Source organism: Gluconobacter sp. ESL1110, from assembly GCF_058107395.1.
The window spans coordinates 707,449-732,073 of record NZ_JBYLUK010000008.1 but is presented as its reverse complement, the minus strand read 5'-3'; the positions used below and the strand labels follow the sequence as shown (position 1 = coordinate 732,073).

Annotated in this window: 22 protein-coding genes; 6 read left to right on the top strand and 16 right to left on the bottom strand. The window is 57.9% G+C overall.

Features of this window, described 5'->3' with window-relative positions; translation table 11 throughout:
• The 4 genes from AC3B6F_RS11845 to pdxH all read right to left on the bottom strand — a co-directional run.
• A partial coding sequence (locus AC3B6F_RS11845) for a lysophospholipid acyltransferase family protein (RefSeq protein ID WP_489824497.1) occupies positions 1 to 277 on the bottom strand: 277 nt, incomplete at its 3' end.
• Between the two features lie 71 nt (positions 278 to 348).
• Entirely contained in the window at positions 349 to 1,059 is a 711-nt protein-coding gene (locus AC3B6F_RS11840; protein WP_489824496.1) for a polysaccharide lyase family 7 protein, read from the bottom strand.
• 83 nt (positions 1,060 to 1,142) lie between these two features.
• The gene (locus AC3B6F_RS11835) at positions 1,143 to 2,027 is read right to left on the bottom strand and encodes a universal stress protein (RefSeq protein ID WP_062016458.1); all 885 of its coding nucleotides are present in this window, start codon (positions 2,025 to 2,027) and stop codon (positions 1,143 to 1,145) included.
• Positions 2,028 to 2,069: 42 nt separating this feature from the next.
• Entirely contained in the window at positions 2,070 to 2,672 is a 603-nt protein-coding gene (pdxH, locus tag AC3B6F_RS11830) for a pyridoxamine 5'-phosphate oxidase (RefSeq protein WP_415514666.1), read from the bottom strand.
• A gap of 291 nt (positions 2,673 to 2,963) precedes the next feature.
• On the opposite strand from pdxH, the gene fabI reads away from it, so the two are divergent.
• Both fabI and aroC read left to right on the top strand, forming a co-directional pair.
• Positions 2,964 to 3,815 carry an enoyl-ACP reductase FabI gene (fabI, locus tag AC3B6F_RS11825; protein WP_015074825.1) on the top strand — a complete coding sequence of 284 codons (852 nt, stop codon included), beginning with the start codon at positions 2,964 to 2,966 and terminating at the stop codon, positions 3,813 to 3,815.
• A 1-nt stretch (position 3,816) separates the two neighbouring features.
• A complete protein-coding gene (gene aroC, locus AC3B6F_RS11820) occupies positions 3,817 to 4,899 on the top strand; it encodes a chorismate synthase (protein WP_489824494.1) in 1,083 nt (360 codons plus the stop codon).
• A gap of 16 nt (positions 4,900 to 4,915) precedes the next feature.
• On the opposite strand, the gene AC3B6F_RS11815 is transcribed toward aroC, so the two are convergent.
• Positions 4,916 to 5,347 (bottom strand): OsmC family protein, encoded by a 432-nt coding sequence (locus AC3B6F_RS11815; RefSeq protein WP_489824493.1) that lies wholly within the window; start codon positions 5,345 to 5,347, stop codon positions 4,916 to 4,918.
• 439 nt (positions 5,348 to 5,786) lie between these two features.
• On the opposite strand from AC3B6F_RS11815, the gene AC3B6F_RS11810 reads away from it, so the two are divergent.
• Positions 5,787 to 7,640 (top strand): ribonucleoside-diphosphate reductase subunit alpha, encoded by a 1,854-nt coding sequence (locus tag AC3B6F_RS11810; RefSeq protein WP_226993245.1) that lies wholly within the window; start codon positions 5,787 to 5,789, stop codon positions 7,638 to 7,640.
• A 73-nt stretch (positions 7,641 to 7,713) separates the two neighbouring features.
• Here AC3B6F_RS11810 and AC3B6F_RS11805 read toward each other — a convergent pair whose 3' ends face one another.
• Positions 7,714 to 10,275, bottom strand: coding sequence for a hypothetical protein (locus AC3B6F_RS11805; RefSeq protein WP_489824492.1), 2,562 nt, complete (start codon positions 10,273 to 10,275; stop codon positions 7,714 to 7,716).
• Between the two features lie 266 nt (positions 10,276 to 10,541).
• Here AC3B6F_RS11805 and AC3B6F_RS11800 point away from each other — a divergent pair, with 266 nt between their 5' ends.
• Positions 10,542 to 11,564, top strand: a complete 1,023-nt coding sequence (locus AC3B6F_RS11800; protein WP_023945411.1) for a ribonucleotide-diphosphate reductase subunit beta — start codon at positions 10,542 to 10,544, stop codon at positions 11,562 to 11,564.
• 21 nt (positions 11,565 to 11,585) lie between these two features.
• Here the strand turns inward: AC3B6F_RS11800 and AC3B6F_RS11795 are convergent, their stop codons facing one another.
• The gene (locus tag AC3B6F_RS11795; protein WP_489824491.1) at positions 11,586 to 12,518 is read right to left on the bottom strand and encodes a tRNA1(Val) (adenine(37)-N6)-methyltransferase; all 933 of its coding nucleotides are present in this window, start codon (positions 12,516 to 12,518) and stop codon (positions 11,586 to 11,588) included.
• Between the two features lie 48 nt (positions 12,519 to 12,566).
• Between AC3B6F_RS11795 and AC3B6F_RS11790 the strand changes: the two genes are divergently transcribed.
• Complete coding sequence (locus AC3B6F_RS11790) at positions 12,567 to 13,622, top strand: polyprenyl synthetase family protein (RefSeq protein ID WP_010502434.1); 1,056 nt, start codon at positions 12,567 to 12,569, stop codon at positions 13,620 to 13,622.
• Between the two features lie 48 nt (positions 13,623 to 13,670).
• Here the strand turns inward: AC3B6F_RS11790 and murI are convergent, their stop codons facing one another.
• On the bottom strand, positions 13,671 to 14,507 hold the full coding sequence (murI, locus tag AC3B6F_RS11785; RefSeq protein WP_489824490.1) for a glutamate racemase: 837 nt from the start codon (positions 14,505 to 14,507) through the stop codon (positions 13,671 to 13,673).
• 5 nt (positions 14,508 to 14,512) lie between these two features.
• Positions 14,513 to 15,259, bottom strand: coding sequence for an orotate phosphoribosyltransferase (locus AC3B6F_RS11780; protein ID WP_010502438.1), 747 nt, complete (start codon positions 15,257 to 15,259; stop codon positions 14,513 to 14,515).
• Positions 15,260 to 15,433: 174 nt separating this feature from the next.
• On the opposite strand from AC3B6F_RS11780, the gene AC3B6F_RS11775 reads away from it, so the two are divergent.
• On the top strand, positions 15,434 to 15,670 hold the full coding sequence (locus AC3B6F_RS11775; RefSeq protein WP_010502440.1) for a hypothetical protein: 237 nt from the start codon (positions 15,434 to 15,436) through the stop codon (positions 15,668 to 15,670).
• A 28-nt stretch (positions 15,671 to 15,698) separates the two neighbouring features.
• On the opposite strand, the gene AC3B6F_RS11770 is transcribed toward AC3B6F_RS11775, so the two are convergent.
• From AC3B6F_RS11770 to AC3B6F_RS11740, 7 genes are all read right to left on the bottom strand, one after another.
• A complete protein-coding gene (locus AC3B6F_RS11770) occupies positions 15,699 to 17,000 on the bottom strand; it encodes a citrate synthase (RefSeq protein ID WP_023945420.1) in 1,302 nt (433 codons plus the stop codon).
• 130 nt (positions 17,001 to 17,130) lie between these two features.
• Positions 17,131 to 17,646: a SixA phosphatase family protein gene (locus AC3B6F_RS11765; protein WP_489824489.1), complete on the bottom strand. Its 516-nt coding sequence runs from the start codon at positions 17,644 to 17,646 to the stop codon at positions 17,131 to 17,133.
• Positions 17,643 to 17,960 carry a chorismate mutase gene (locus AC3B6F_RS11760; RefSeq protein ID WP_062502643.1) on the bottom strand — a complete coding sequence of 106 codons (318 nt, stop codon included), beginning with the start codon at positions 17,958 to 17,960 and terminating at the stop codon, positions 17,643 to 17,645. The genes AC3B6F_RS11765 and AC3B6F_RS11760 overlap by 4 nt, the downstream gene beginning before the upstream one ends.
• Positions 17,950 to 18,636, bottom strand: a complete 687-nt coding sequence (locus AC3B6F_RS11755; RefSeq protein ID WP_023945424.1) for a metallophosphoesterase — start codon at positions 18,634 to 18,636, stop codon at positions 17,950 to 17,952. Before AC3B6F_RS11755 ends, AC3B6F_RS11760 begins: the two co-directional genes overlap by 11 nt.
• A gap of 113 nt (positions 18,637 to 18,749) precedes the next feature.
• Complete coding sequence (locus AC3B6F_RS11750) at positions 18,750 to 23,273, bottom strand: AAA family ATPase (RefSeq protein WP_489824488.1); 4,524 nt, start codon at positions 23,271 to 23,273, stop codon at positions 18,750 to 18,752.
• 28 nt (positions 23,274 to 23,301) lie between these two features.
• Complete coding sequence (locus AC3B6F_RS11745; protein WP_023945427.1) at positions 23,302 to 23,940, bottom strand: thioredoxin domain-containing protein; 639 nt, start codon at positions 23,938 to 23,940, stop codon at positions 23,302 to 23,304.
• Positions 23,941 to 24,570: a thioredoxin domain-containing protein gene (locus AC3B6F_RS11740; RefSeq protein WP_489824487.1), complete on the bottom strand. Its 630-nt coding sequence runs from the start codon at positions 24,568 to 24,570 to the stop codon at positions 23,941 to 23,943.
• Positions 24,571 to 24,625 lie beyond the last annotated feature (55 nt).

Here is a 24,625-nt window from a genome sequence, read left to right as displayed (position 1 = left end):
TGGAAGATGATCCGTGGATGCCAATAATTCCCCACGGACGGACAGCGTCGGCAATCAGCAGGCCATCGGCATTCCGGGAGATGAGAACTCTGAGTTTCAAGCGAGGTTCATGAGCGGTTGCCCAGAACCAGAGCGCCGGAGCCAGGGTCAGGGAGCGGTGCCAGAAAGCGACCACCGTTCCCTGATCTGGCTGTAGCAGAAGATCCCGGGAGGCCTTTGAGCCGCTGACCTGCCAGCGTGTGGAACGCAGGCTGGCACCCAGCCAGATACGGATCATGCGCGCAGGCGATATCATGGGCAGTCGGGTAGCATGGTCCGGGCTGGCTCGCAAAACTCTGTGACAGATTGTCAGGCTGCCTGATGGTGAACCTGAAGTCCCGTGAACGTTACGCGGGCTGCGTCCGAGTGGCTCCGCCTATGGAAACCCTGTTCGCCTGCGATGGCTTCAAACCACAGCGCCTGTGTGGTTGCGGCAGAGGGAAGCGAGAAATGGCTCGTTGTCCCGTTAACGGAGATCAACAGCAAACCATTAGGTGTTGTGTGGATGGAATAGCGGACGGTTTGTTGCGGATAGACGGTGCCAACGACGACATTTTGGGTGGAGGCTCCGTTGTTCACAATGGCCAGCACCCTGTCGCCTTCGACTCTGAGTTCGGCAATGGCCCCCTGCTGGGACGTCAGACGCCCAATGGTGATACGGCCGTTCTTTGGGATGCGGTCGATGTACAGGGCGGCTTCCAGATCGGAAGAAGTCTGCTGGAAGTACCAGGCTGAATTTTCGCGCAGGAGGGTCTCGGGGGCAATTGTGCCCCGGACTGGCGGCTGAAGACCATCAGTATGAAGTGTTATGCCGCCCGTTTGCGGGTTGCGGCTATAAAACGGGCTGCTGTAGCCCGAGATCAGCGTGCTGGAAGGAACAAGATGCAGGCTTAGTTGGCCGGACGGTTCCTGAAGAGTGAATGAGGAGATATCCGCTGACAGGCGGTTATCCATGGCCTGAGCAGATGCGCCTGTAACAGCGGCAAGACAGAAAAGCGGAGCGGCTAGGCGGGAAAGCATGGAACGTCCTTTCCGGAGGGCTGTGTGAAACGTCAGATGACGACTTCAACGCAGAACACTCGGAAAGGACGCATGATCTGATGTCAGCGACTCATGAGAACAGTCAGTTTCATATTCTCAAGAATATGACGCGTGACTCCGCCAAGGATCATCTGGCGCAGGCGTGAGTGAGAGTAAGCGCCCATGCTGAGCATGTCTGCGCCAAAATCTTCAGCGCCTTTGAGCAGGCCCGCGCCGACGTCCTTGTTGATGGGGTCGCAGGCCTGCGTTGTAGCGGAAATGCCGTGCATCCGCAGATAACGGACCACATCGTCGCCCGTTGGACCGCGGCGCTGATATTCCTGACAGGTCAGAACCTGTACGGCCTCTGCCGTGTGCGCCCATGGCAGGATACAACGCAGGGCGAGGGACGCCTCAGGCGTGCCATTCCAGGCAATGGCAATGCGGCGGCCAACAGTCTTGGGAACGATTGGCGGCGCAATGACAAGCGGGCGGCCGCTATCAAAAAGAATAGCGTGTAGCGTCTCGGAGGCCCGGGGGTCTGTAGCGGAAATGAGATTCGGCACGAGCGTCATATCCGCCAGACGTGAACGCCATGTCAGGGCGTCATGCTCCGTTCCGTCCAGGACTTCGAGGCTGGCGCTGACGCCTTCGCCAAGAGTCATGCCAATTTTGGAGGCTTCGACGCGGCGGATGCCGTTCTGGTGCACGAAAGTATCGAAGCTGTGACGAATCTTGATGGCGCGACGATGTGCTTCTGTAGCTGCCGCGTCGATCATTTCCGTGACCATGCCGGCAGAAATGCCTTCACCGGCCAGTGTCGCCACTTCGGTCGGATCTGATCCGACAACGACAGCAGAAAGATGCGCGTTGAAACGATGTGCAAAGTCCAGAGCGACCGACATGACGGAGTCAAGGTCGTCGGCCCCGGTGAGGGGGAGAAGGATATTCTTGATTTCGATAAGCATAACGTAAGGCTCCCCACCTATGGAAAAGGATGTTCTGTCTCTTTACGGATAAAGACGCGTGACGTTCCATCCGGATCCATCACGAGTCCATAATGCACGGTCATGGAGGCGGAAAGGGCGGTCCTGCCAGAACTCGATGGCATCTGGACGGACGCGGAAACCGGTCCAGTTGTTCGGGCGCGGAATCGGACCATCGCCATATTTTTCTTCCGCTGCCCTCAGGCGCTTTTCAAACGTGCTGCGATCATCCAAGGGGCGGGACTGGTCAGAGGCAATGGCCCCAAGGCGGGACATGGGCGAGCGGCTGGCGAAATACGCATCCGCCTCTTCTTCACTGACCTGCGTAACCGGTCCTTCGATCCGGATCTGCCGACGCAGGGATTTCCAGTGGAACAGCAGGGCGACATGAGGGTTGGTCAGCAGATCGCGACCCTTGTGGCTCTCTACATTTGTGTAAAAAACAAAACCTTGCTCATCCATGCCCTTAAGCAAAAGCATACGCACAGAGGGACGACCATCGGGTGTCGAGGTTGCAACAGCCATGGCGTTGGGATCATTAGGCTCGGACGCTTCCGCGTCTGACATCCATGTCGCGAACAGTGCGAATGGATCGGCAGTCAGATCGATAAGGGGCTGAGAGGGCATGGAAGTCTCCTGAAGCAGCGGGGACGGCCCCGAAAGGGCAGGACAAGAACCATAGCGGTTCCGCCCGGTTCCCGGAACAGAGCCGATCAATCGACGGTCCCGAATATAGTGTCGCCTACATTATATAGAGGACGAAAGAAGAGATGCCTTGACCTGTCTCATGGGCTGGAAATCCACACTGCGGCTGAAAACTGCCGTCGAAGAGGCATTGAGTGTCGTGTTACTCTTGTTTGCTGGCATCTCTTGTGCGACCACGGCGCTAATACGCCAATGCGATTCAGGAAACCTCCAATGTCTGAAACAGAAGACAACATCCCGGCTCCCGTGACCGGCACCCTCATGAAGGGTAAGCGCGGTGTCATTATGGGCGTTGCGAACAAGCACTCCATCGCCTGGGCGATTGCCAGCGCGTGTGCTGCTCAGGGGGCCGAACTGGCTTTTACCTACCAAGGTGAGGCTCTTGGCAAGCGCGTTCGTCCGCTGGCAGAGAGCGTTGGCTCTGATCTGGTTCTGCCCTGTGACGTCAGCGATGATGCCGCAATCGACGCCACGTTCGATGAGATCGAAAAGGTATGGGGCAAGATTGATTTCGTGCTTCACGCCATCGCTTTTGCTGACAAGCAGTACCTGCGTGGCCGTTACATCGATACGCCGCGTGATGCCTTCCTGCAGGCTATGGATATCTCCTGCTATTCTTTTGTGTCCGTCGCCCGTCGTGCGTCTGCCATGATGAATGCCGGCGGCTCGTTCCTGAGCATGACCTATCTCGGTGCCGAGCGCGTCATGCCGCATTACAACGTCATGGGTGTTGCCAAGGCCGCTCTTGAAGCCTCCGTGCGTTACATGGCGGCTGACCTTGGTCGTGACGATATCCGTGTGAACGGGATCTCCGCAGGCCCGATCATGACGCTGGCGGCCAATGGTATCAGTGACTTCCGCTATATCCTGCGCTGGAACCAGCTCAACGCCCCGATGGAGCGTAACGTGACCCTGAAGGATGTTGGCGGTTCGGGCATGTACCTGCTCTCCGATCTTTCCAGCGGCGTGACGGGCGAAATTCATCATGTGGATTGCGGCTATCACACGGTTGGCATGAAGAACCCGGCCGCTCCGGATATCGCAGCTGTCAGTTCCGGGGACTGACATGTCAGACAACAGCTTCGGGCAACTCTTTCGCGTTACCACCTGGGGTGAGAGCCACGGGCCAGCCATTGGCTGTGTCGTGGATGGCTGCCCGCCCCGCCTGAAGCTGTCCGAAGCGGACATCCAGCCCTGGCTTGACCGTCGTCGGCCGGGGCAGTCCCGCTTTACCACCCAGCGGCGGGAGCCGGATCAGGTCCGGATCCTGTCGGGGGTCTTTGAAGGCCAGACGACTGGCACGCCCATCTCGCTCATGATCGAGAATACCGATCAACGGTCGAAAGATTATGGTGAGATTGCCCAGAGTTATCGTCCGGGCCATGCCGATATTGCTTACGATCTGAAATATGGCATCCGCGATTACCGTGGTGGTGGTCGCTCGTCCGCTCGTGAAACGGCCATGCGTGTTGCGGCCGGTGCCGTGGCCCGTGTGTTGCTGAAAACTCTGATCGGGGAGGGCGTAAAGATTCGCGCGGCCCTGACAGGGATCGGCGATCAGACGATTGATCCGACCCGTTGGGACTGGGACGAAGTGGAGCGAAACCCGCTCTGGTGCCCGGATGCTGCAAGCGTTGGTCCATGGGAAGAGCTGCTCGACTCCATTCGCAAGGATGGATCATCCATTGGGGCGACTGTTGAGGTTGTTGCTGAAGGCCTGCCGCCGGGTCTTGGTGCGCCAGTCTATGGCAAACTGGATGCAGATCTTGCCGGTGCTCTGATGGGCATCAACGGTGTGAAGGGCGTTGAGATCGGTGATGGTTTTGCCGTCGCTGCTCTTCGTGGTGAGCAGAACGCAGACCCGATCGCGCCGGGGCCGCAGTTCGCGTCAAACCATGCGGGCGGCATCCTTGGAGGTATCTCCACAGGGCAACCGATCGTGGCCCGCTTTGCCATCAAGCCAACCAGTTCGATCCTGACGCCGGTGCCCAGCATTAATAGTGCAGGGGATTCGGTGGAGGTTCGCACCAAAGGACGGCACGATCCGTGTATCGGTATTCGTGCCGTGCCGGTGGCGGAAGCCATGATGGCCTGTGTTCTGGCAGACCATCTGTTGCGCAATCATGCGCAGTGCGGCTGGGATAACTGATCCCAGCCTCTCCGCTTTAGTTGGCGAGTTTGGCGTCCAGGGTGATCTCTGTATTGAGAACCTTGGACATCGGGCAGCCGATCTTCGCCTTGTTGGCAGCATCGAGGAAGTCAGATTCCGTCGCGTTCGGAACTACGCCGCGAAGTGTCAGATGGGCCTTCGTAACGGCGAAGCCATCACCAACCTTATCCAGGGAAATTGTCGACTCCGTATCGAGAGAGTCGGCCGTAAAGCCTGCCTCACCTAGAATCAGAGATAGCGCCATTGTGAAGCAGCTCGCATGGGCCGCGCCGAGCAGTTCTTCCGGGTTCGTGCCGGGCTTGTCTTCGAATCGCGTGTTGAAACCATAAGGCTGATCCTGAAGGGCGCCGCTCTGCGTCGAGATGGTGCCTTTGCCTTCCTTGATGGTGCCGCTCCAGTGAGCCGAAGCTTTCTTGTTGATGGTCATGAGACGCTCTCCGCGTGTTGGGGTCGGGGTCTCCAACGTGAGGAGCCGGTCTTCGGTTGCCGTTAAAATCGTTTCCCTCTGTGGTTGTGATGTCACGGTCCGAAAACTGCTTGGGGATGAATGGGAACTCATGGCAGTTTTCTGCGATTGCCCCAATATATAGGGGTGTGGATCATTTTTGCCCCTAGATATGGATGACTCCAAATTCACAGGTCTTTTCATTTTGCAAGCGAAGAGTTCGCTTGCAGTGGGCACGGCGAGTGTGGAATTGGAGGGTCATCAAATCGAAAAAAACAGACCGCCGGAGCAGAGCGCAATGACACTTCATGACGTGACGATGGACACGCCACACACGGCCGACCGACCGCATGACGTGCTACCGCCTGTTGACCATCCTGTTGGTGAGCCTGCTGTTGGGGGTGGGGACGAAACGCCGGATATGTTCGACGATGTCGTCCAGCTTCCCGGTCATCATGCCGTGCGGGTGGATCGTTCACGTGACGCCCTGCTGACGGATTTCGGTAAGGCGACGCTGGACAATCGCTATCTGCTGCCCGGTGAGCATTATCAGGATCTGTTTGCGCGCGTTGCGTCCTATTACGGTGCCGATCAGGGCCATGCCCAGCGCATCTATGACTATATTTCCCGTCACTGGTTCATGCCAGCCACGCCGATCCTGTCCAATGGTGGCACGTCTCGTGGTCTGCCGATCTCCTGCTTCCTGAATGAAGCTGAAGACAGCCTTGAAGGCATTGTTGGTCTCTGGAACGAGAACGTCTGGCTCGCCTCCAAGGGCGGCGGGATTGGGTCCTATTGGGGCAATCTGCGTTCGATTGGTGAGAACATCGGCCGTAACGGCAAGACGTCAGGTGTCATTCCGTTTATCCGCGTAATGGACAGCCTGACACTGGCCATCTCACAGGGCTCCCTGCGTCGTGGTTCTGCGGCCGTATATCTGCCGGTCTGGCATCCTGAAATCGAAGAATTCACGGAAATGCGCCGCCCGACGGGTGGTGATCCGAACCGTAAGGCCCTGAACCTGCATCATGGCGTGCTGGTTACCGATGCCTTCATGCGGGCCGTCGAGGCTGACGAGGAATGGGCTCTGCTCTCCCCGAAGGATCACAGCATTATCCGCAAGGTCTCGGCCCGCGCGCTCTGGATCCGTATCCTGACGGCCCGGATGGAGCAGGGCGAGCCGTACGTCATTTATTCGGACCATGTGAACCGCGCCCGTCCGGAGCATCACAAGCTGGCCGGTCTTGAGGTCAAGACCTCCAATCTCTGCGCAGAAATCACGCTGCCGACCGGGATTGACCATCACGGCAAGAATCGTACGGCTGTCTGCTGCCTGTCTTCCCTGAACTTGGAAACCTGGGACGAGTGGAAAGACGATCCGCAGTTCATCGAGGACGTCATGCTGTTCCTCGACAACGTCCTACAGGACTTTATCGACCGTGCGCCGGATGACATGGCGCGTGCCAAGTATGCTGCTGCTCGTGAGCGGTCTGTTGGTCTCGGTGTGATGGGTTTCCATTCCTTCCTTCAGGCTCGGATGATCCCGTTCGAGAGCGTGATGGCGAAGGTCTGGAACAAGAAGATCTTCCAGCATATCCGCGCCCAGGCCGATGCGGCGTCAAAGAAGCTGGCGGAACTGCGTGGTCCATGCCCGGATGCCGAAGAATACGGCTTCATGGAGCGTTTCTCGCATAAGCTGGCGATTGCTCCGACGGCCTCCATTTCCATCATTACAGGCAATGCCAGCCCGGGCATCGAGCCGATCAGCGCCAACGTTTTCCTTCAGAAGACGCTGTCCGGCTCGTTCTCGGTCCGTAACCGTCATCTGACCACGATTCTTGAAGAGCGCGGCCAGAACACGGACAAAGTCTGGTCTGACATCACCCTGAGCAAAGGCTCTGTTCAGCATCTGGACTTCCTGACGCAGGACGAAAAGGACGTCTTCAAGACGGCGTTCGAACTGGATCAGCGCTGGGTTGTCGAACACGCTGCTGACCGTGCGCCGTTCATCTGTCAGGCACAGTCGGTCAATCTCTTCCTGCCCGCAGATGTGCATAAGCGCGACCTACACCAGATCCACTTCCAGGCGTGGAAGAAAGGCCTGAAGTCTCTGTATTACTGCCGTTCCCTGTCGGTGCAGCGTGCTGATGCGGTCTCCACGCTGGCCGTGAAGAGCGATATTCTGGAAGACGAGAAGTATGAAGCCACGGCACAGGCTGCTCCGCGCGGCAAGATGAGCAGTGGTGATTACGAAGAATGCCTCGCCTGTCAGTAAGGTCAGTCGACACAGTCTGCTGAAAAATCCCAGTTCCTCATTCGAGGGCTGGGATTTTTTTGTGCAGGGCGTTTCAGGTCCGGTGAGTGCGGCGGCGGAACCCCATGATCAGCAGGATCATCCCCAACGCTGTGGCGATCCATGCCAAGGTTGCTCCGGGAGGGGCAAAATGGAAGTGGATCTGGCTGTTACCAGCAGGGAGAGGGATACGCTCAAACAACCCATCCCATGTTCCTGGAATGATGGAAGTCCCGTTTATGTCTGCTTTCCAGCCTGGCAGCATGATTTCCCGGCGGATTAGATGAGTAGGTTTCTCGCATTGTGCAGAAAGAGTCTCCCGGTCCAGCGGCGTTAAAGCGCAAGGCGCTTCAGTCTCGAAATAGGGAGCCGGGTTCTTTAGTCGGACCAGGTCTCCGGCGGCTGTCTGTAAAACGGGTATCATGGTTTCGCGCACTGCTTCTGTTTCGAAACGAATGCGTGGCCAGGCGATCTGATCTTTCACAGTGGACCAGATCATCACGCCTGTAGTTGCGTTCTTGAGACTCAATGTCAGGGTCCGGGCATCGGGCGGGATCATTCTGTCCAGCTCAATCGCTGCTAGACCGTTATCCTTTGCCTGTTTCAATGCAGCTTGACCCGTAGCGCATTCCTGATCGGAACAGATGGACAGGGCGAGAAAGCCGTCTGAATGACCGCTGTAGGTTCCCAACTGGAGGAGGGCCAGTTTGCTGGAAGGCTTTTCCCAGGAGGAAATGTCAATTCTGACGTCTGACGATGTTGGAATCAGGGGAAATCCACCAAGCTGACGATCTTTTAGAGAAAAGGGTGTGATGCTGGGCAGACCCTGCCCCGGCATGACCAGAAGGGCCGAGACGCCAAGCTTGGAAAATAGATCCGGACGGTTTGCCAGAAAAGTTTCCAGAAAGGCATCCCCGCTTTCGGTAAATGGGTAGGACCCATTGAAGGTTACGGAATCGACCTTGGAACCGAAATCCTGTCTCAGTCGCTGGATCCATGCTTTTGGCGTCGGGATGGCATTATGGTTGATGGAGGCGATGCCAAGATATGCACCATAATTTGGTTCGACCGGACCTATAGTGACGAAACGTTGAAGTCCGGTTTCTGCTCGAAGGGCGGTGATGAGGGATTGATCGGGACGGGGGGCTTCCGGGTAGGCGCTGAGAAGAGGAAAACCGAACAGGGCAAGGCTTTCACAAAGGGCCATAAGTCCCAAGGCCATCGGAGGCTTTCTGCACCAGAAGAGCGCCAGAGCGGCAATGAGGCAAAGTAGCCCGAAAATCAACGAGCTTGTTGCATACATATGGGAGGGTAAGGGCGGAGCGGAAAAAGAACGAAGTCGTTCCAGTGCCGAACGGTCCAGAAGATACGCCACTATAACCAGGGCACTGAGTGTAAAAGCGGAGAGCACAAGCGCATTGCGCCGCCATATGCCCCGAAACATGTCATCCAGCGTAAAAGCCGCCAGCAGGATCAAACAGCTTTCTACCATGGGTTCGCACAGGCGGTAGAAAACCGTGTGTCCCACCCCTGGAATCAGATCCACAAGCTGGGTCAGAAAGGGAACGCCAGCCTGTTTGCTAACGACAGCGATGATGATGCCAAGTAGCAGGAAGCGCAGTGCACGTTCTTTCTTCCCCCCTGTTGCACACAGGGCCAGAAATGGAACAACAAGACCGCAATATCCCCCCAAGGCATACCATGCATCCAGTTCCGCCCCATAAAATATGGGGCCGTTGATGTAAGGGAAGAGCAGCATGGCCCATGTCTGATGAGGGAGCGCATCATCATTGATCCCGGCATGAAAGCCAACATCGGCATGAGGCAGAAAAGTCAGGAAAGCCAGAAGCTGTGGAGCAGCAATCAGGCCCGCCGTGATGCCGCCAAGGGTAATATGCAGGGCAAAGCGTAACTTGCCTGAGCCCGTCTGGAAAAAGCGGAGAACCGCCTGCCCAAGAGCGATCAGTCCAAGAAGAAAAGCCGTTTCCGGAAATCCCGCCAGAAGAAGATAGGCCAGCCCCAGAGCCAGCCAGCCCCAGTTTCCCGTGCGGGCGCGTTCTACCCCATAAAGCGCGAGTGGCAGAAAGGCGATTGGCTCGGAGGGGCCGTCTGAAGCCCAGGCGTAAGTTCCATTGAAGGCATAGAGAAGTGCGCCGATCAGGGCAGCGCGTGCATCAAGGCGAAGTTGTTTCAGGAGGGCATATGTTGAAAGTCCGGCGATGATCTGAAGCGTGCACTTCATCATCAGTAAGCCGTTCGGAAGGCCCAGAAACAGCACGAAAGGAAGAAAAAACGCGGCGGGTTGGTATTCGCCGGCCAGCGGCATGCCAACCCCGCTATAGGGATTCCACCAGGGGATAATACCATGCGCCCAGTCCCGTGCGACCAGTCGCCCAAGGGCTTCCACAAAAACCCCGGCGCACCCGTCAATCCAACCAGGGTTGCCCGGAATGAGCGCTTTGGAAGCTGCCGCGGCATTCGAGACCATCAAGGACGTCGTCATCATTGGATCGGTAGAAAAAAATCCGAGCCATTCGGGCAGATAGACGCAGATGGGCAGAAGGACGAGCGCGAGAAGATGGGAGCGCGGCCAGAAGCAGCGCGGTTTCTGGGACATAGAGGCTCCGCCTGGAGGGTTGCACTTCTTGCATAACCTTCGTGTTTTCGTCCCACAAGAGAATGGAATGTCGACTGATGCTCCGTCGGACGTTATGATCCCTCCAAGAATGATTCTGGATGACCGGGGTTGAGCAGAGCTGCGCCCGGATCATGGTCTCCGGACTGTCTAAGGTATTGAAAAACACGGATTTCCATGTATTCGTCTTCCTGTGAGGGAAGGCGAGTGGTCACAGGGGGGAACGTGTCTTTGAGGAAAGTAAGGTCATGAGCAACCCGACCCCGACTGCTGGTGAAACGCCAGCACCCGAGCACTATGACCTGATGACCGCGAACCCGGTTTACAAACCGTTTCGCTATCCTTGGGCTTATGATGCATGGCTGACCCAGCAGCGTGTTCACTGGCTGCCGGAAGAAGTTCCGCTGGCTGATGACGTGAAGGACTGGCACCGCACGCTGACGGAAGCCGAACGCCATCTCGTGACGCAGATTTTCCGCTTCTTCACCCAGTCGGACGTGGAAGTGAACTCAGCGTACATGAAGTACTACAGCCAGGTCTTCAAACCGACCGAAGTGCTGATGATGCTGTCGTCCTTTTCGAACATCGAGACGGTTCACATAGCGGCCTACTCGCATCTTCTCGATACGATCGGGATGCCGGAAACAGAGTATTCCGCGTTCCTGAAGTACAAGGAGATGAAGGACAAGTATGATTTCATGCAGTCCTTCAACATCGCGAACAAGCGCGAAATCGCCAAGACCATGGCGGCTTTCGGTGCGTTCATGGAAGGGCTTCAGCTTTTCGCTTCCTTCGCGATCCTGCTGAACTTCCCGCGCTTCAACAAGCTGAAGGGTATGGGGCAGATCGTGTCCTGGTCGGTGCGTGATGAAACGCTGCACTGCCTGTCCATGATCCGCCTGTTCCGTACGTTCATTCGTGAAAATCCGGAACTGTGGACGGAAGATTTCCGCGAGGAACTGACCCAGATCTGCAAGACGACCGTTGAGCACGAAGATGCGTTCATTGATCTGTGCTTCGAAATGGGGCCAGTCGAAGGTATGACGCCAGCGGACGTGAAAACGTATATCCGGTTCATCGCAGACCGTCGTTTGACACAGCTTGGTCTGGACCCTGTTTATGGCGTGGAAGAAAACCCGCTGCCATGGATCGACGACATGCTGAACGCTGTTGAGCATGCCAACTTCTTTGAGAACCGCTCTACCGAATATTCCCGGGCCTCTACATCTGGTACATGGGAAGAAGCTTTCGAAGGAAGCGTCTTCGAGTAATTCACCTGGGGGAGGCCAGCTTCAGGGTAGAGCTTCCCCCAGTCTCAAGACCCGTTCGGCCGCAGCGGTAAAGCGGCCATCTTCTTCATGCAGGATCAGTCCGGGCTTCAAGCGGAAAATACTCTTTCCGCCATGGATAGCCTGAACCAGCACCAGTTTCGCCTCCCGTCCCTGTTTGGGCCAGAAGGGGTAGAGCTGGATTGAGCCACACCCATTTTCCAGAAGTGTCTGACAGGCTCTGTCTGCGATTGCCGTGGATATGATGAACGTCAGTGTCCCGCCGGGGAGAACCCAGCGGCTCAGGGCTGAAATCCAAGCCTGTGGGTCGCTGTTTGCTGTGCTGAGGGCAAGGCGTCGTCGTTCGTCCGGGGACGGGGTGCCGTGGGCACTGTGCCAAGGAGGATTGGCCATCACATGATGGAAGCGGCCATTGGCTGTGGGAGCTTTTGCCCGCAGGGAGGATGGAATGTCTGGCAGAACGGCCTGAACGACAGACAGCTGTGTTCGCGAGTCTGGAAAGGGATTGTTCAGGAAATTGTGAGCAGCGAGTTCCACCGTGTCGCCATCTGCCTCAAGGCCAATGCCGCTGACACCCGCTACACGAGCTGCAAGGCAGAGTAATCCGGCTCCAGCGCCGCAGCCCGCTTCAAGGACGGTCTCACCTCCTCTTGCAGGAATGGCCGCCGCCATCAGGACAGGTTCCAGCCCAGTGCGATATCCCTGCCGGAACTGCGTGTAGCGGAGTCGTCCGTCCAGTAATGTTCCGGTCCTTTCTTTTTCAGAAGGGGCGGAAGTGCTGGTCAGGGAGGTCTTAAGGGGCTGCAATGGGTTGACCGCCTTCCTGCTGCCGCTCATATGGTCATTCCAACCTGTCGTCCGGCGTGAACATGGCCCGGTCGCTTTTCCATACAGGAAGAACGAACGGGACTGCGCCATATCATATCGTGCCTGCATGGTCCTGGGCAGTCCCGGGGCGTTATGCAGGAACTGGAGTAAAGACCCTTGGATTCTGCCGCACCGGATGCCGCCGTAACCGTTGATAAAGCTGTGGTTCAGGGTGCGGGGGGCGAGAGCGCGCTATCGGCACTTTCTGCCTACCTTGAAGAGGATATGCTGGCCTGTAATCGCGCGATCATCGCTCGGATGGAGAGCCCGGTTCCCCTGATCCCGCAGCTTGGCGCCCATCTTGTCGCCGCCGGAGGCAAGCGCCTTCGTCCGTTGCTGACGTTGGCCTCTGCACGTCTCTGCGGTTATCAGCCGGGACCGGATCATCAGCGTCATGTCGGTCTTGCAGCCTGTGTTGAGTTTATTCACACCGCGACCCTGCTGCATGATGACGTCGTGGATGAAAGCACGTTGCGTCGCGGACTGGCCTCCGCCAATGCCGTGTTCGGCAACAAGGCATCCGTGCTGGTTGGGGATTTTCTGTTCGCCCGCTCGTTCCAGCTTATGACGGCAGACGGCTCCCTCAAGGTCATGGCGATCCTGTCAGATGCATCTGCGACAATTGCTGAGGGTGAAGTCCTTCAGATGGTTGTGCAGAATGATCTCACGACGCCTGTTGAACGGTATCTCGAAGTCATTCACGGCAAAACCGCTGCGCTGTTTGCGGCTGCCTGCCGCGTCGGTGCTGTTGTGGCCGAACGCCCGGATGCCGAAGAGGATGCTCTGGAACAGTTCGGCACCAATCTGGGCATGGCGTTCCAGCTTGTTGATGACGCCCTTGATTATGCCGCAGACCAGCAGGTTCTGGGCAAGACCGTTGGCGATGACATGCGGGAAGGCAAGATTACTCTCCCGGTCCTAGCCGCCTACGAGGCTGGCTCACCGGAAGACAGGCTTTTCTGGGAGCGCGTCATTGGAGAAGGCGAGCAGACGGAAGCTGATCTGCCTCACGCTCTGGAACTGATTGCAAAGACGGGTGCGATCAACACGACAATCGCCCGGGCGCAGGTCTACGCGGATGCGGCTGTTGAAGCCCTGTCCATTTTCCCGGATAGCGAACTGCGTCGCCTTCTGATCGAGACGGTTCAGTTCACGGTGAACCGGGCGCGCTAAAAAACCTGTTCTGCGTCAGTCCGCTCAGGGCTGACGCAGACTTTGCTCTCAGACCGTTAGTGCGAGCGGGCTGAAAAGAGACCATTCCGAAAAACCTAAGCGGCTTACGGCGATTTCCAGACGTGGCGCATTGAATGGTACGCTTGTCATGAAAAGACGGGGCGGTGCTGTGACTTTATCTGTTGCGATTGGGGTGAGGGTCTCAAGAACAATGCGAACCTGTCGGGCGACGGCTGGTGCCGGGTCGAGCCAGTTCAGATTTGGGCGTGCAAGGCGCTGAAAAGCGGGCATCAGAAACGTGTAATGCGTGCAGCCAAGTCCGACCGTATCGATGGTCTCGCCATGAGGCTGCTCGAACAGGCAGGTCAGTTCGCGTTCGACGTCTGTATCCGGAATGTCATCGCCCAGAAAGGCGCGTTCGGCCAGATCAGCCAGTCCACGTGCACCATGAGTGATGAGACGGCAATCTGAAGCAAACTGGCGATGCAGTTCCAGAACGTAGGGGCGCCGGGCTGTTGCTGACGTGGAGAGCAGACCAACGGTCCGGGTTTTGGAAACACGCCCGGCCCAGCGGATGGGGGGGACACATCCCACAACAGGGATGGAAAGACGTTCCCGCAGTGCTGGCAGGGCAATAGTGCTTGCCGTATTGCAGGCGATCACCAGAACGTCTGGCTGAACGTCACGACAGGCTGCTTCGAGTAGGCTGACGATGCGGCCGGTCAGAAGATCATCAGGCTGCTCGCCATACGGAAACAGCGCGGTATCAGCCAGATAGTCGATCGTGAGGTTTGGAAGGGTATCGCGCAGAGCCTGCACGACACCCATTCCTCCAATCCCCGAATCAAAGGCAAGGCATCGATACGAAGGGGCAGGTGAGCCCACTGGTGTCAGCCTTCCGCTTTGGCCTTGAGTGCCAGCGCTTCTTCGGCGCTGCCAACACCGCCATGCTTGCGGGACCAGCCACAGGGATCTTCAAGGAAACGGCGAACCTCGGCGCTGTCTTTTTCGGAGAAGTAATCGCCGCCTGCACAGGCTTCGAGAACGTCCCACCAGGTGCACAGGGCGTGCAGGGAGATGTCCATGTCTGCCAGCGTTTTATGCGCGCCGGGGAATACGCCGTAGAAGAACACGACGAAGGTGTGGTTCACGATGGCGCCTGCATCGCGCAGGGCATTGGCGAATCGGATTTTGGATGCGCCGTCTGTCGTCAGGTCTTCGACCAGCAGGGTGCGCATGCCATCGGGTACATCACCTTCGATCTGTGCATTGCGGCCAAAGCCTTTCGGCTTTTTGCGGACGTAAGCCATCGGCGTCATCATGCGGTCTGCAATCCATGCAGCGAACGGAATACCGGCTGTTTCGCCACCGACGACCGCATCGATGCTTTCATAACCGATGTGACGGCCGATTTTCTCAACGGCCAGTTCCATGATCTTCGTGCGCGCACGTGGGAAGAAGATGATCTTGCGGCAATCGATATAGACCGGAGACTTCCAGCCTGACGTCAGGGTGTAAGGCTCTTCCGGGCGGAAGTTGACGGCTTTAATCTCAAGAAGGATGCGGGCCGTGGTCAGGGCTGCGTCCCGATCCCACTGTGTGCGGCCTGCGATCGGGCTATCTCCGTGCTGTGTCATGCTGCTCTCCACTGACGTCGTTTTCTGTGGTTTACCGGCCACAAGGCGTGAAGGGTAGTGCCAAATTCGCCCGCACTTGTTGCTGTCATAGGGGGAGCCAATCTATGCTTGCGGAGTCAGGTCTCTCCCCCTAAGGAGTAAGACCGTTTTTCCTCTTCTGAAGCAGGATCAAAAGTGAGCATCGAAACCAGCCGGATTGGCCGGAAATGCGAACGTGCCGTCGTAACAGCCTATCAGGAACTGCGTGAGGTCGGTCAGCCGGACATGCAGGCTTTTGCCGCATGCACCACGCTTTACCGTATCCATCACCCTGAGTCGTCCATCACGGAAGCACGCCGCCTTGTTGCGGAATGGATTGACCATCACGTCGTTCGCAAGGCCGAGGGCCAGACCCCCGGCTGTGATTGCTGATCAGACGATCTGAAAGGGCGGGGGCTTTTCAGCCCCGTTCGCTCATAGGGACAAAGTCCCGCTTCGCTTCCCCAACGTAAAGCTGCCGTGGACGTGTGATCCGTCCAGCAGGATCCTCAATCATTTCTTTCCACTGGCTGACCCAGCCAACGGTGCGCGCAACAGCGAACAGCACGGTAAACATGCTCGTCGGGATACCGAGGGCTTTGAGGATCAGGCCGGAATAGAAATCCACGTTTGGGTAGAGCTTGCGGCTAACGAAATAATCATCATCCGTCGCGACACGCTCAAGCTCCTTGGCCAGATCCAGCAGCGGATCATGCTCCAGGCCCAGCTCGGAAATCACTTCATGGCAGGTGGCCTGAAGAATTTTCGCCCGGGGATCAAAGTTTTTGTACACGCGATGACCGAAGCCCATCAGGCGTACACCGGAATTGCGGTCCTTCACCTTCTCAAGGAACGCCGGAATACCATCGCGGGTACCGATGGATTCCAGCATATTCAGGGCTGCTTCATTCGCACCGCCATGAGCGGGCCCCCATAGGGCCGCAATGCCTGCTGAAATACAGGCATAGGGATTGGCGCCCGTTGAGCCGACAAGACGGACCGTTGTGGTTGAGGCGTTCTGTTCATGATCTGCATGGAGAAGCAGAATACGATCCATTGCGCGGGCTAGAACCGGATTGACGCGATAATGATTACCGGGTCTTGCGAACAGCATGTGCAGGAAGTTCTCGGAGAAGGACATTTCTTCATCTGGATAAATAAACGGTTCTCCGATGGAATATTTATAGGCCCAGGCTGCGATGGTCGGCACCTTTGCAATCAGGCGGCGTGCTGAAAGATCCCGGTCTTTGGCCTGAGAGATGTCCAGACCATCGTGATAAAATGCGGAGAGTGCCCCCACCGTGCCGCAGAGAATGGCCATGGGATGAGCATCACGACGAAACCCGTTAAAGAAATTGCGGATCTGTTCGTTCAGCAGCCGATGTGTATTCATATCGGCCTGAAAAGCTTGATATTGCGGCGTTGTGGGAAGCTGTCCGTAGAGCAGCAGATAGGCCGTTTCGGTGAAGCTTGCATTCAGGGCAAGGTCTTCAATCGGATACCCACGATGCAGCAGCGTTCCTTCATCTCCGTCGATGAAGGTAATTTCGCTGGTGCAGGTTGCTGTCCCCACCAGACCCGGATCAAAGGAAAAGACCCCAAGCTTTTGGGCGGCGCCGCGCAGATCCACAACGTCCGGACCCATAGTCCCCTTCAGAAGAGGAGCCTGCATGGAGGCTTCACCGGCTTGAAGGGTAGCGGTTTCGGGCTTGGGATCGTGCATGAAAGGAGAGCCTGCCTGACAGGGTTACGGGAAGGCGCCAAGTTTAGGGTGTAGGAGTTTTCCCTGTCCAGAGACACCGATTGGGAGAGTGCTCCTGAACAGCGTCTATGTCTGGAGCGGTGTTGACCCGTCAGGGTGTCAGAACGTGGAGAGCCTGTACGGTAGAGGGCCGGATGTTGATCCAGTCTTCCTGTGTCTGGAAGACTGTCAGCATTGCGGGGGGATACCCGTGTCTCAGGGCTGCAAAGGCGTCATTTTGCACGGCTGTGCCGGCCAGATTGTAAGCCAGTGCACCAATGGCCGGATTATGCCCGATCAGAAGCAGCGTTTGAACATGATCTGAAATGCCGTGGATAAAGCCGTAAAGCGTATTGAGATCTGCGCCATAAAGGCTGTTCTCAAGTTCTGGCGTTACGGTTCCCGGCAGAGCGGAAAGAACGCCTGCAGCCGTTTCCCGTGTCCGCCGTGCGGGGCTGCAGAGAAGCTGCAAGGGCTGTGGCAAAGCCAGTTGGGCCAGCTTCTGACCGATCTTTACGGCCTGTTGGCGGCCGGTTTCGGTTAACGGGCGTTCGATATCGCCCGCTCCGGAATAGAGATGTGGGCCTGCTTCAGCGTGACGAAGCACAAGAAGCAAACGGGTCGTCATTCGTGAGAACCATTCGCCTGAGCGGCAATAGCCTCATGATGCCGAATAACTTCACGGATGACGAAGGCCAGAAATTTCTCGGCAAAGTCCGGGTCCAAATGCGCATCCCGCGCAAGCTGGCGCAGACGTTCGATCTGACGGGCCTCACGATTGGGATCTGCGGCGGGAAGGCTGGAACGTGCCTTCAGTTCGCCAACCGCCTTGGTGCACCGGAACCGTTCTGCCAGCATATGAATCAGGGCGGCGTCGATATTGTCGATACTGGCACGCAGGCGTTCAAGTTCTGCGAGGGCGGAAGAGCTGTCAGAAGTCATTAATGTCAATCCATGCAAGGTGGCCGCCTTTTCCAGCACCCAGATCCGTAAAGACAGCCGTGCCGCCAAGTCTCCCCATCCGGCGCCAGGGGCGTCCGTCAGTTGAGCGGCGGTCATGGCCGACATAAACCGTCATTCCCTCGGGAATACGGTTGATCCAGGTCAGGCGGCGTTCAGGATACCCATCCGGCTGCATGCGGCCGGTGGTTTCGCCAAACAGGGCGCGGGAGAGAGGGGCGGACATTTCACCCAAGCCCGGAACAGGAGGCTCGGAAAGCATGGCGGTATGAAAGCCGCCATGAACGAACAGCGCCCGCCCCAGTCTGAGCCATGTTGGTGCAGCAGCAATCGCTTCATGGGCACGCTGCTGAAGCCCTTCATATTCCGGCAGGGAAAACTGCCGGAGCGTTTCTTCAAGGGGGGGATCACGCCTCAGGCGACGTCCTTCGAAAGCGCGCCCCAGTTTGCGATCATGATTGCCAAGAATGAAAAGCCCGCGATGTGTTTCTAGAAGATCGAGCATCAGCTCCATCACGCCGGCACTGTCTGGCCCGTGATCTACGAGGTCCCCAAGTTGTATGACGAAGCGATCGGTGGCGGTTGCATGCCGGAAAGCATTCAGATCGCCATGCACGTCTCCCACCACACGAACACCGTGTTCACGGATTCGCGTCATGATCGGGGCGGGGAGAGGTGGTTCGACGAAAATGGGCTCGGTCTTTCAAGGCGTTTTGTCTATCAAAAGGCTTCAACGCCTTAACGTCAATTTTCGATTGAAGAAAAAAGACGTCAGCCTTCGACGAGAGCCGCTGCGCGCCCCAGATCAACCGACAGAACCCGGCTTACACCACGCTCCTGCATTGTGACACCATAGAGCCTGTCCATATGAGCCATGGTGAGTTGATGATGGGTCACGACAAGGAAGCGCGTGCCCGCTTCCTTGGTCATATCCGCCAGAAGAGAACAGAAGCGCTCGACATTGGCGTCGTCCAGCGGCGCATCCACTTCATCCAATACGCAGATTGGCGCCGGGTTACAGCGGAATGTCGCAAAGATGAGGGACAAAGCCGTCAGAGCCTGTTCGCCACCGGACAGCAGGGACAGGGTGGAAAGCTTTTTCCCCGGTGGTTGGGCAAAGATTTCCAGCCCGGCTTCCAGCGGATCATCACTGCCGACCATACCCAGATGCGCACGCCCCCCCCCGAACATCCGGGAGAACAGCGACTGGAAATGTCGGTCCACTTCCGTGAAGACGGCCAGAAGCCTCTCGCGTCCCTCACGGTTGATGGTTCCAATACCGCCGCGCAGCCGGTTGATGGCCGCCGTCAGTTCTTCATGCTCGCGGGCGATGGTTTCGGCAGTCTGCTTGGCTTCCTGATACTCTGTTTCGGCGCGTAAATTGACGGCCCCGAGATCATCTCGTTCCCGAGTGAGACGTGAGAGCCTGCGACGGGTGGATGTTTCGGCCTGCTCGGACAGATCAGAAGGATAAACACCTCCTTCTGGCGGGTCGCTTTCCGTCAACAACCGCTCACGTGCTGCTACGGCCTGTTCGGCTCGTTCCGTATGGCGAGCAATGGCTTCACGAGCGGATGACAGCGCCAGATCAGCCTCCCGACGACGTTCTTGCGCGGCCTGACCAGCCTGGTCAGTGGCCTCGTCTCTGGCGCGGGCTTCATCATAGGCTGCCTGAGCCTTTTCGAGATCCAGATCCTGCTGCTTTAGCGCGGCTTCGAGGCGTATCGGATTATGGGCCGCCTTGTTCCACGCGTTTTCCAGAGTGTTGCGGCGCTCTTCCAATTCCGCATGGGATTGAATAGCCTGAGAAATCTGTCCATCAAGATCGGATAGTCGTCCTCTGAGCGCCGCGATACTTCCGTTCAGGCGCATGTCTTCAAGCGCGAGGTGAGACAGGGTTTCCCGGACCGTCTGAAGTGCTTTCCGGGTTTCTTCCAGCTCCGCAGTGCCGTCCAGCACGTTTTGTTCCAGAAGCGCAGGGTCCGGACGCTCTGCAATGGCAGCGTCCTGCGTCTGATGGTCCTTTGTGAGCTTCTCGACGAGCGCTTTGAGTTCTGCCGCGCGTGGAGCAAGCGCTGTGCGTCGGGCGAGGGCTGCTGTGGCAGACTGGTCAAGGGTTTGCAATTCGGCAGAGAGACGATCTGCCTTCTGGCGAAGGTCGCTCATGGTCTTGCTCGCGGCTTCAAGTTTCTGCCGGGCGTCCTGATGCTGCTGACGGGCTACGGCTTCACGGCGCTCCAGATCTGGAAGATCCGGCCGGTCTGTGGCGGTTGTTGTGGCTTCAAGTTCAGTTTGAAGAGCATCAATATCCCGCTCCAGCCTTTTCAGGGCCTCTTCCAGTTCCTGAAGGCGTGTCTGCGCTGTCTCATGACGCAGAACGGCCTGATCCAACGTACGATCAGCTTGTTCGGCCTCTGTCCGGGCTGTCTGAAGATCCCGTGTCAATGCCGTGAGAGCCGTTCGAGCGCCCTCCACGACCTGAGCTGCCTGCTCGGCCCTGTCGGTCAGGGCCGCCGGGGAAGGGTGGGCGTCATAATCGACAGATGCTTTGTCCGCGTCCGAGCGTGCGCTTTTCGCAGTGGCTTCTGCGTCTGACAAGCGACGTTCTGCTTCTTCCCAACGACTTTTTGCCAGCGCGGCCTGCTGTTCGCGTCCTGAAAACTGGGAGCGGGCTTTGCTCAGTTCAGGTTCCAGTCCCGCACGCTCCGATCGAAGACGCTGCAAGGTCTGTTCCGCCCCAATCCGTCTGCGCTGGGCCTCCTGAAAAGCATTTTGTGCGGCCGGAAGATCTTTTTCCTTCTCCGTAAGAAGGGCGCGGGCCTGTGTTAGGCGCTGTCTCTGCTCCAGACGGGCGGCTCCGGCATCAGGTGCGTCTCCAGAGCGAATGAAACCGTCCCATCGCCACAGAGCGCCATTCCGGCAGACAAGCGCCTGACCGGGTTGAAGATGCGTTTGAAGAGCGGCCCCTTTGCCGGGATCATCCAGTAGGAAAACGGCGTCCAGGCAGCGTTTCACAGCGTCTGGCACCGCAACCAGAGACGAGAGAGGCGGGCAGGAATCAATCTGTGGGGTGGCTAACGCTGTGAGAGCAAGCCACCGACGGTCAGCGGCCACGGTCGTGGGCGCGAGAGAAGCATCCAGTCCATCTGCCAGTGCCGCAGCAACGGCCCGTGCCAGATCAGCAGGAATATCCAGTCTGTCTTCCAACGGGTCCGGCTGCGCGGCGACGGCTGCGAGTGTCTGTTCCAGCCCTTCACATTCCGAACGAAGGCGCAGGATCGTGCTTTCTGTACGGGTCAGAGCCTCGCGGGTAGAGCTCTCCGCTTCGGACGCAGAAGAAAGGGCTGACTCGGCTTCGGAAAGAGCGCTCTGAATGGCATGCAGTCTCGTTTCCAGATCCGTAACAGCTTTTTGGAGGGCTGCTACCTCAGTGTCCGGCACGAGACTTTTCCCGGCAGTATCCCGTTCCCGAAGAGCCGTTTCTGCGCGCTGGGCGGCCTGAGTGGCGGTGTGCTGGGCATTGTCTTTCGCACGGAGCAGGCCCTTATGACGCTGGACGCCTTCTTCGGCCTTGGCGCGCGCTTCAAGCCACGCCGCATTGGCCTCATCCAGAGCCTGCCGCGCTGCGCGTTCCCGCGCGGAAATATCTTCCAATGCCTGCAGGGTTTTTTCCCGCTGAGCCTGAAGCTCGGCGCGCTGTGTATCCGTCAGGAGAGCGGTGGCCGTCTGGGCATGAGCGGTGCGGTCCTGAGACAGACGGTCTGTTGCGGCCTGAAGGCGGCGCTTCAGATCCGCCTCGGTCTTTTCCAGAACCGTCAGCCGTTGCCGTCCGTCTTCGAGGGTGTGGCTCTGCAACTCCATTGCCAGACGCGCATCCTGAAGCGTGGCAAGAGCCGCAGCTTCGAGCTGTCTGGCGTCCTCAGCCTCACTGATGATGACCTCAACCTGCTGGCGCAGGCTTTCCAGGGCGTCATCGTCAGGTCGGTCTTTTTCCAGCGCAGTCAGTTCTGCTTCAAGGGCCTGAAGAGCACCTGTTTCAGCGTCAAGCCGCGTTGTTAGAGCATCCAGAGTGCTTTTCAGACCGTCACGACGGATTGCTTCTGCATCCCGCAGACGGACCGCTTCTTCCAGAGACGCTGCCTGAGTTCGCTCAAGTGCTGCGAGCCGGTTCTGCTCTTCGGTGGCTTGAGCGCGCTGTTCAGGAAGCTGGGCGTGTTCCTTCTCCTGCGCTTCCAGATCAGCAAGAGCGGCGGTCTGGGCGGCTCGATCCTGTACGAGCCGTTCCGTGCTTCGGGTGAAATCTGCTTCGGCCTGCTGGAAGCGTGCCAGTGCTTCGGCTTCTGCTTCCCGTGCACGCGTGACGTCCACGCGTGCCGTTTCGGACTGGACTTTCAGGCGCTCCAGAGCACTGCGGAGGCGGTCTGTTTCTTCTCGGGCCTGTGGGGTGGCCTTGCGGGCTTCGAACTCGGCAATGGTTGCGTGTTCGGCTTCCTGCTCGGCTTTGCGGAGGGCCTCTCGGGCTTTGGCCAGATCATCTTTGCTGCGTTGTACGGCGAGATTGGCGCGGGCGTGCAGGAGGGCATGCAGCTGAACCTCGGCTTCCCGCAGCTTTTCAGAGATCTCACGATATTTCCGCGCCTGAACGGTCTGTTCTTCGAGGCTTCCGAGCCGCTCTTCGATTTGAAGGCGCAGGTCTTCTGCTCGGGAAAGATTGGTTTCGGTCTGACGGAGTTTCAGTTCCGCGTCATGACGGCGGGCATGAAGCCCTGTGATGCCAGCGGCCTCTTCCAGCAGAAGGCGGCGTTCTTCCGGCTTGGCCGCGATAAGCTGACCGACACGGTTCTGGCTGACGATGGCAGAGCTTCGGGCGCCGGACGCCAGATCGGCAAAAAGCGTCTGTACATCACGCGCACGCATGACACGGCCATTGATGCGGTATTCGCTGCCGGAACCGCGCTCGGCACGACGCGTGATTTCAAGATCTTCAGCATCCTGAAACGGAGCGGGAGCAAGACCCTTGGCGCCGGTCAGATGAAGCGTGACCTGAGCGATGTTCCGGGCCGAACGTGCGCCTGTCCCGGCAAAGATCAGATCGTCCAGCTCGCCGCCCCGGAGAGCGCGGGCGGAGGTCTCACCCATGGCCCAGCGCAGGCCTTCGACGACATTGGATTTGCCGCAGCCATTTGGACCGATAATGCCTGTCAGGCCCGGAAGAATGTCAACGCGCACCTCATCGGCGAAGCTTTTGAAGCCGCCGATCGTCAGGCGGCTGATCGTCGTGGTGTGCGTTGACATCGGTGTTTATGAAACGCCCTGAAAGAGATCAGGACGCCTTGGCGACCAGATCGGCAAACTTCTCGTAGGTTTCCGGGTCCTGATCGTAGTGCGTGTTGTTGAAGCGGAAATAAGGCGTGCCCTGGATGCTGTATGTCTCCGCATCCTTTTGCACCTGATTGTACATGGCCTGCATGAATGCCGTGTCTTCGCTGATGCTCTTGAACTGAGCAGCGGAGACACCCGCCAGAGCCGACATCTGCTGCAGGCGCTGCATCGGGTCACCGCCGGAAGCAAAAGCCCACTGCATCTGGCTGGAGAGCAGCGCACCAATGAAGGGAACGTAACGGTCTTCGGGTAGGGAGCGGGCCACCATGGCAGCCGTCAGACCGACGCGGTCTCCGCAGAAATCATGGAACTGATAGCGGATTTTTCCGGTATCAATGAGCTGTTCCTTGATCTTCGGGAATTCTTCCGTGCCGAAATGGGCGCAATGTGTGCAGGTCAGGGAAAACCATTCCTGCACCAGCACTTTGGCGTTCGGATTGCCGATGATGCGTGGTCCCATGCGCGGGTCATTGGCGGGAAGGGCCGGTGGCACATCAGCGGCGCGGGCAGCCGTACCGGCCACGGCAAGAGCCGGGGCTGCGGAAAGAATAAAACGGCGGGAAATCATGGGACGGGTCATTCAGGAAGCCTTTGCAACTGCTTTGGCGAACGCATCATAGCTGGAAACAACATCCGGGGCCGGAGCGTCATTGATGCGGAAATAGGGAGTACCTTGGATCTGAAGAAACGCGCCATCGCGATCCTGCCGGTTCACGATGGCCTCACGCAGGGCATTATCAGCGTTGATCTTATCGAACTCAGCCGCTGAAATACCCGCCATGGCGGCGCGCTTTTTCAGTTCCTGCACAGGGTCGATGTTCTGCGCGAATGCCCACTGATCTTGCGTGCGGAGCAGATCATCCACGAAGGGGGCATAACGGTCTGCTGGCAGAGACCGGGCGAGCATGGCGGCCAGAAGCGCCACCTGATCGAGGGGGAAATCGTGATAGCGATAGCGGATCTTGCCCGTATCAATCAGGTTCGCCTTCACCTGCGGGAAGATCGTCTGCGCGAAATGTGCGCAATGAGAACAGGTGAGGGAAAACCATTCGTCAACCTGTACCTTGGCGTCCGGAGATCCAAGAACCCGTGGTCCCATGCGGGTATCTCCCGCCGGGAGGCCGGTGTCTTCTGCGAACGCAGAAGGCAGGGAAGTCACTGCCACAAGGGCAGGGCCAGCGATAAGGAACGCGCGGCGGCCAAGGGTCATGGATGGGTCTCCATTACGGACAATCTCAATTACTCAGAACGATGAACTGACGCGG

Coding starts and splice junctions, on each gene's coding strand:
- AC3B6F_RS11840 (WP_489824496.1), bottom strand. CDS start 1,059: ATGCTTTCCCGCCTAGCCGCTCCGCTTTTCTGTCTTGCCGCTGTTACA.
- AC3B6F_RS11835 (WP_062016458.1), bottom strand. CDS start 2,027: ATGCTTATCGAAATCAAGAATATCCTTCTCCCCCTCACCGGGGCCGAC.
- pdxH (WP_415514666.1), bottom strand. CDS start 2,672: ATGCCCTCTCAGCCCCTTATCGATCTGACTGCCGATCCATTCGCACTG.
- fabI (WP_015074825.1), top strand. CDS start 2,964: ATGTCTGAAACAGAAGACAACATCCCGGCTCCCGTGACCGGCACCCTC.
- aroC (WP_489824494.1), top strand. CDS start 3,817: ATGTCAGACAACAGCTTCGGGCAACTCTTTCGCGTTACCACCTGGGGT.
- AC3B6F_RS11815 (WP_489824493.1), bottom strand. CDS start 5,347: ATGACCATCAACAAGAAAGCTTCGGCTCACTGGAGCGGCACCATCAAG.
- AC3B6F_RS11810 (WP_226993245.1), top strand. CDS start 5,787: ATGTTCGACGATGTCGTCCAGCTTCCCGGTCATCATGCCGTGCGGGTG.
- AC3B6F_RS11805 (WP_489824492.1), bottom strand. CDS start 10,275: ATGTCCCAGAAACCGCGCTGCTTCTGGCCGCGCTCCCATCTTCTCGCG.
- AC3B6F_RS11800 (WP_023945411.1), top strand. CDS start 10,542: ATGAGCAACCCGACCCCGACTGCTGGTGAAACGCCAGCACCCGAGCAC.
- AC3B6F_RS11795 (WP_489824491.1), bottom strand. CDS start 12,518: ATGCAGGCACGATATGATATGGCGCAGTCCCGTTCGTTCTTCCTGTAT.
- AC3B6F_RS11780 (WP_010502438.1), bottom strand. CDS start 15,259: ATGACACAGCACGGAGATAGCCCGATCGCAGGCCGCACACAGTGGGAT.
- AC3B6F_RS11770 (WP_023945420.1), bottom strand. CDS start 17,000: ATGCACGATCCCAAGCCCGAAACCGCTACCCTTCAAGCCGGTGAAGCC.
- AC3B6F_RS11765 (WP_489824489.1), bottom strand. CDS start 17,646: ATGACGACCCGTTTGCTTCTTGTGCTTCGTCACGCTGAAGCAGGCCCA.
- AC3B6F_RS11760 (WP_062502643.1), bottom strand. CDS start 17,960: ATGACTTCTGACAGCTCTTCCGCCCTCGCAGAACTTGAACGCCTGCGT.
- AC3B6F_RS11755 (WP_023945424.1), bottom strand. CDS start 18,636: ATGACGCGAATCCGTGAACACGGTGTTCGTGTGGTGGGAGACGTGCAT.
- AC3B6F_RS11750 (WP_489824488.1), bottom strand. CDS start 23,273: ATGTCAACGCACACCACGACGATCAGCCGCCTGACGATCGGCGGCTTC.
- AC3B6F_RS11745 (WP_023945427.1), bottom strand. CDS start 23,940: ATGACCCGTCCCATGATTTCCCGCCGTTTTATTCTTTCCGCAGCCCCG.
- AC3B6F_RS11740 (WP_489824487.1), bottom strand. CDS start 24,570: ATGACCCTTGGCCGCCGCGCGTTCCTTATCGCTGGCCCTGCCCTTGTG.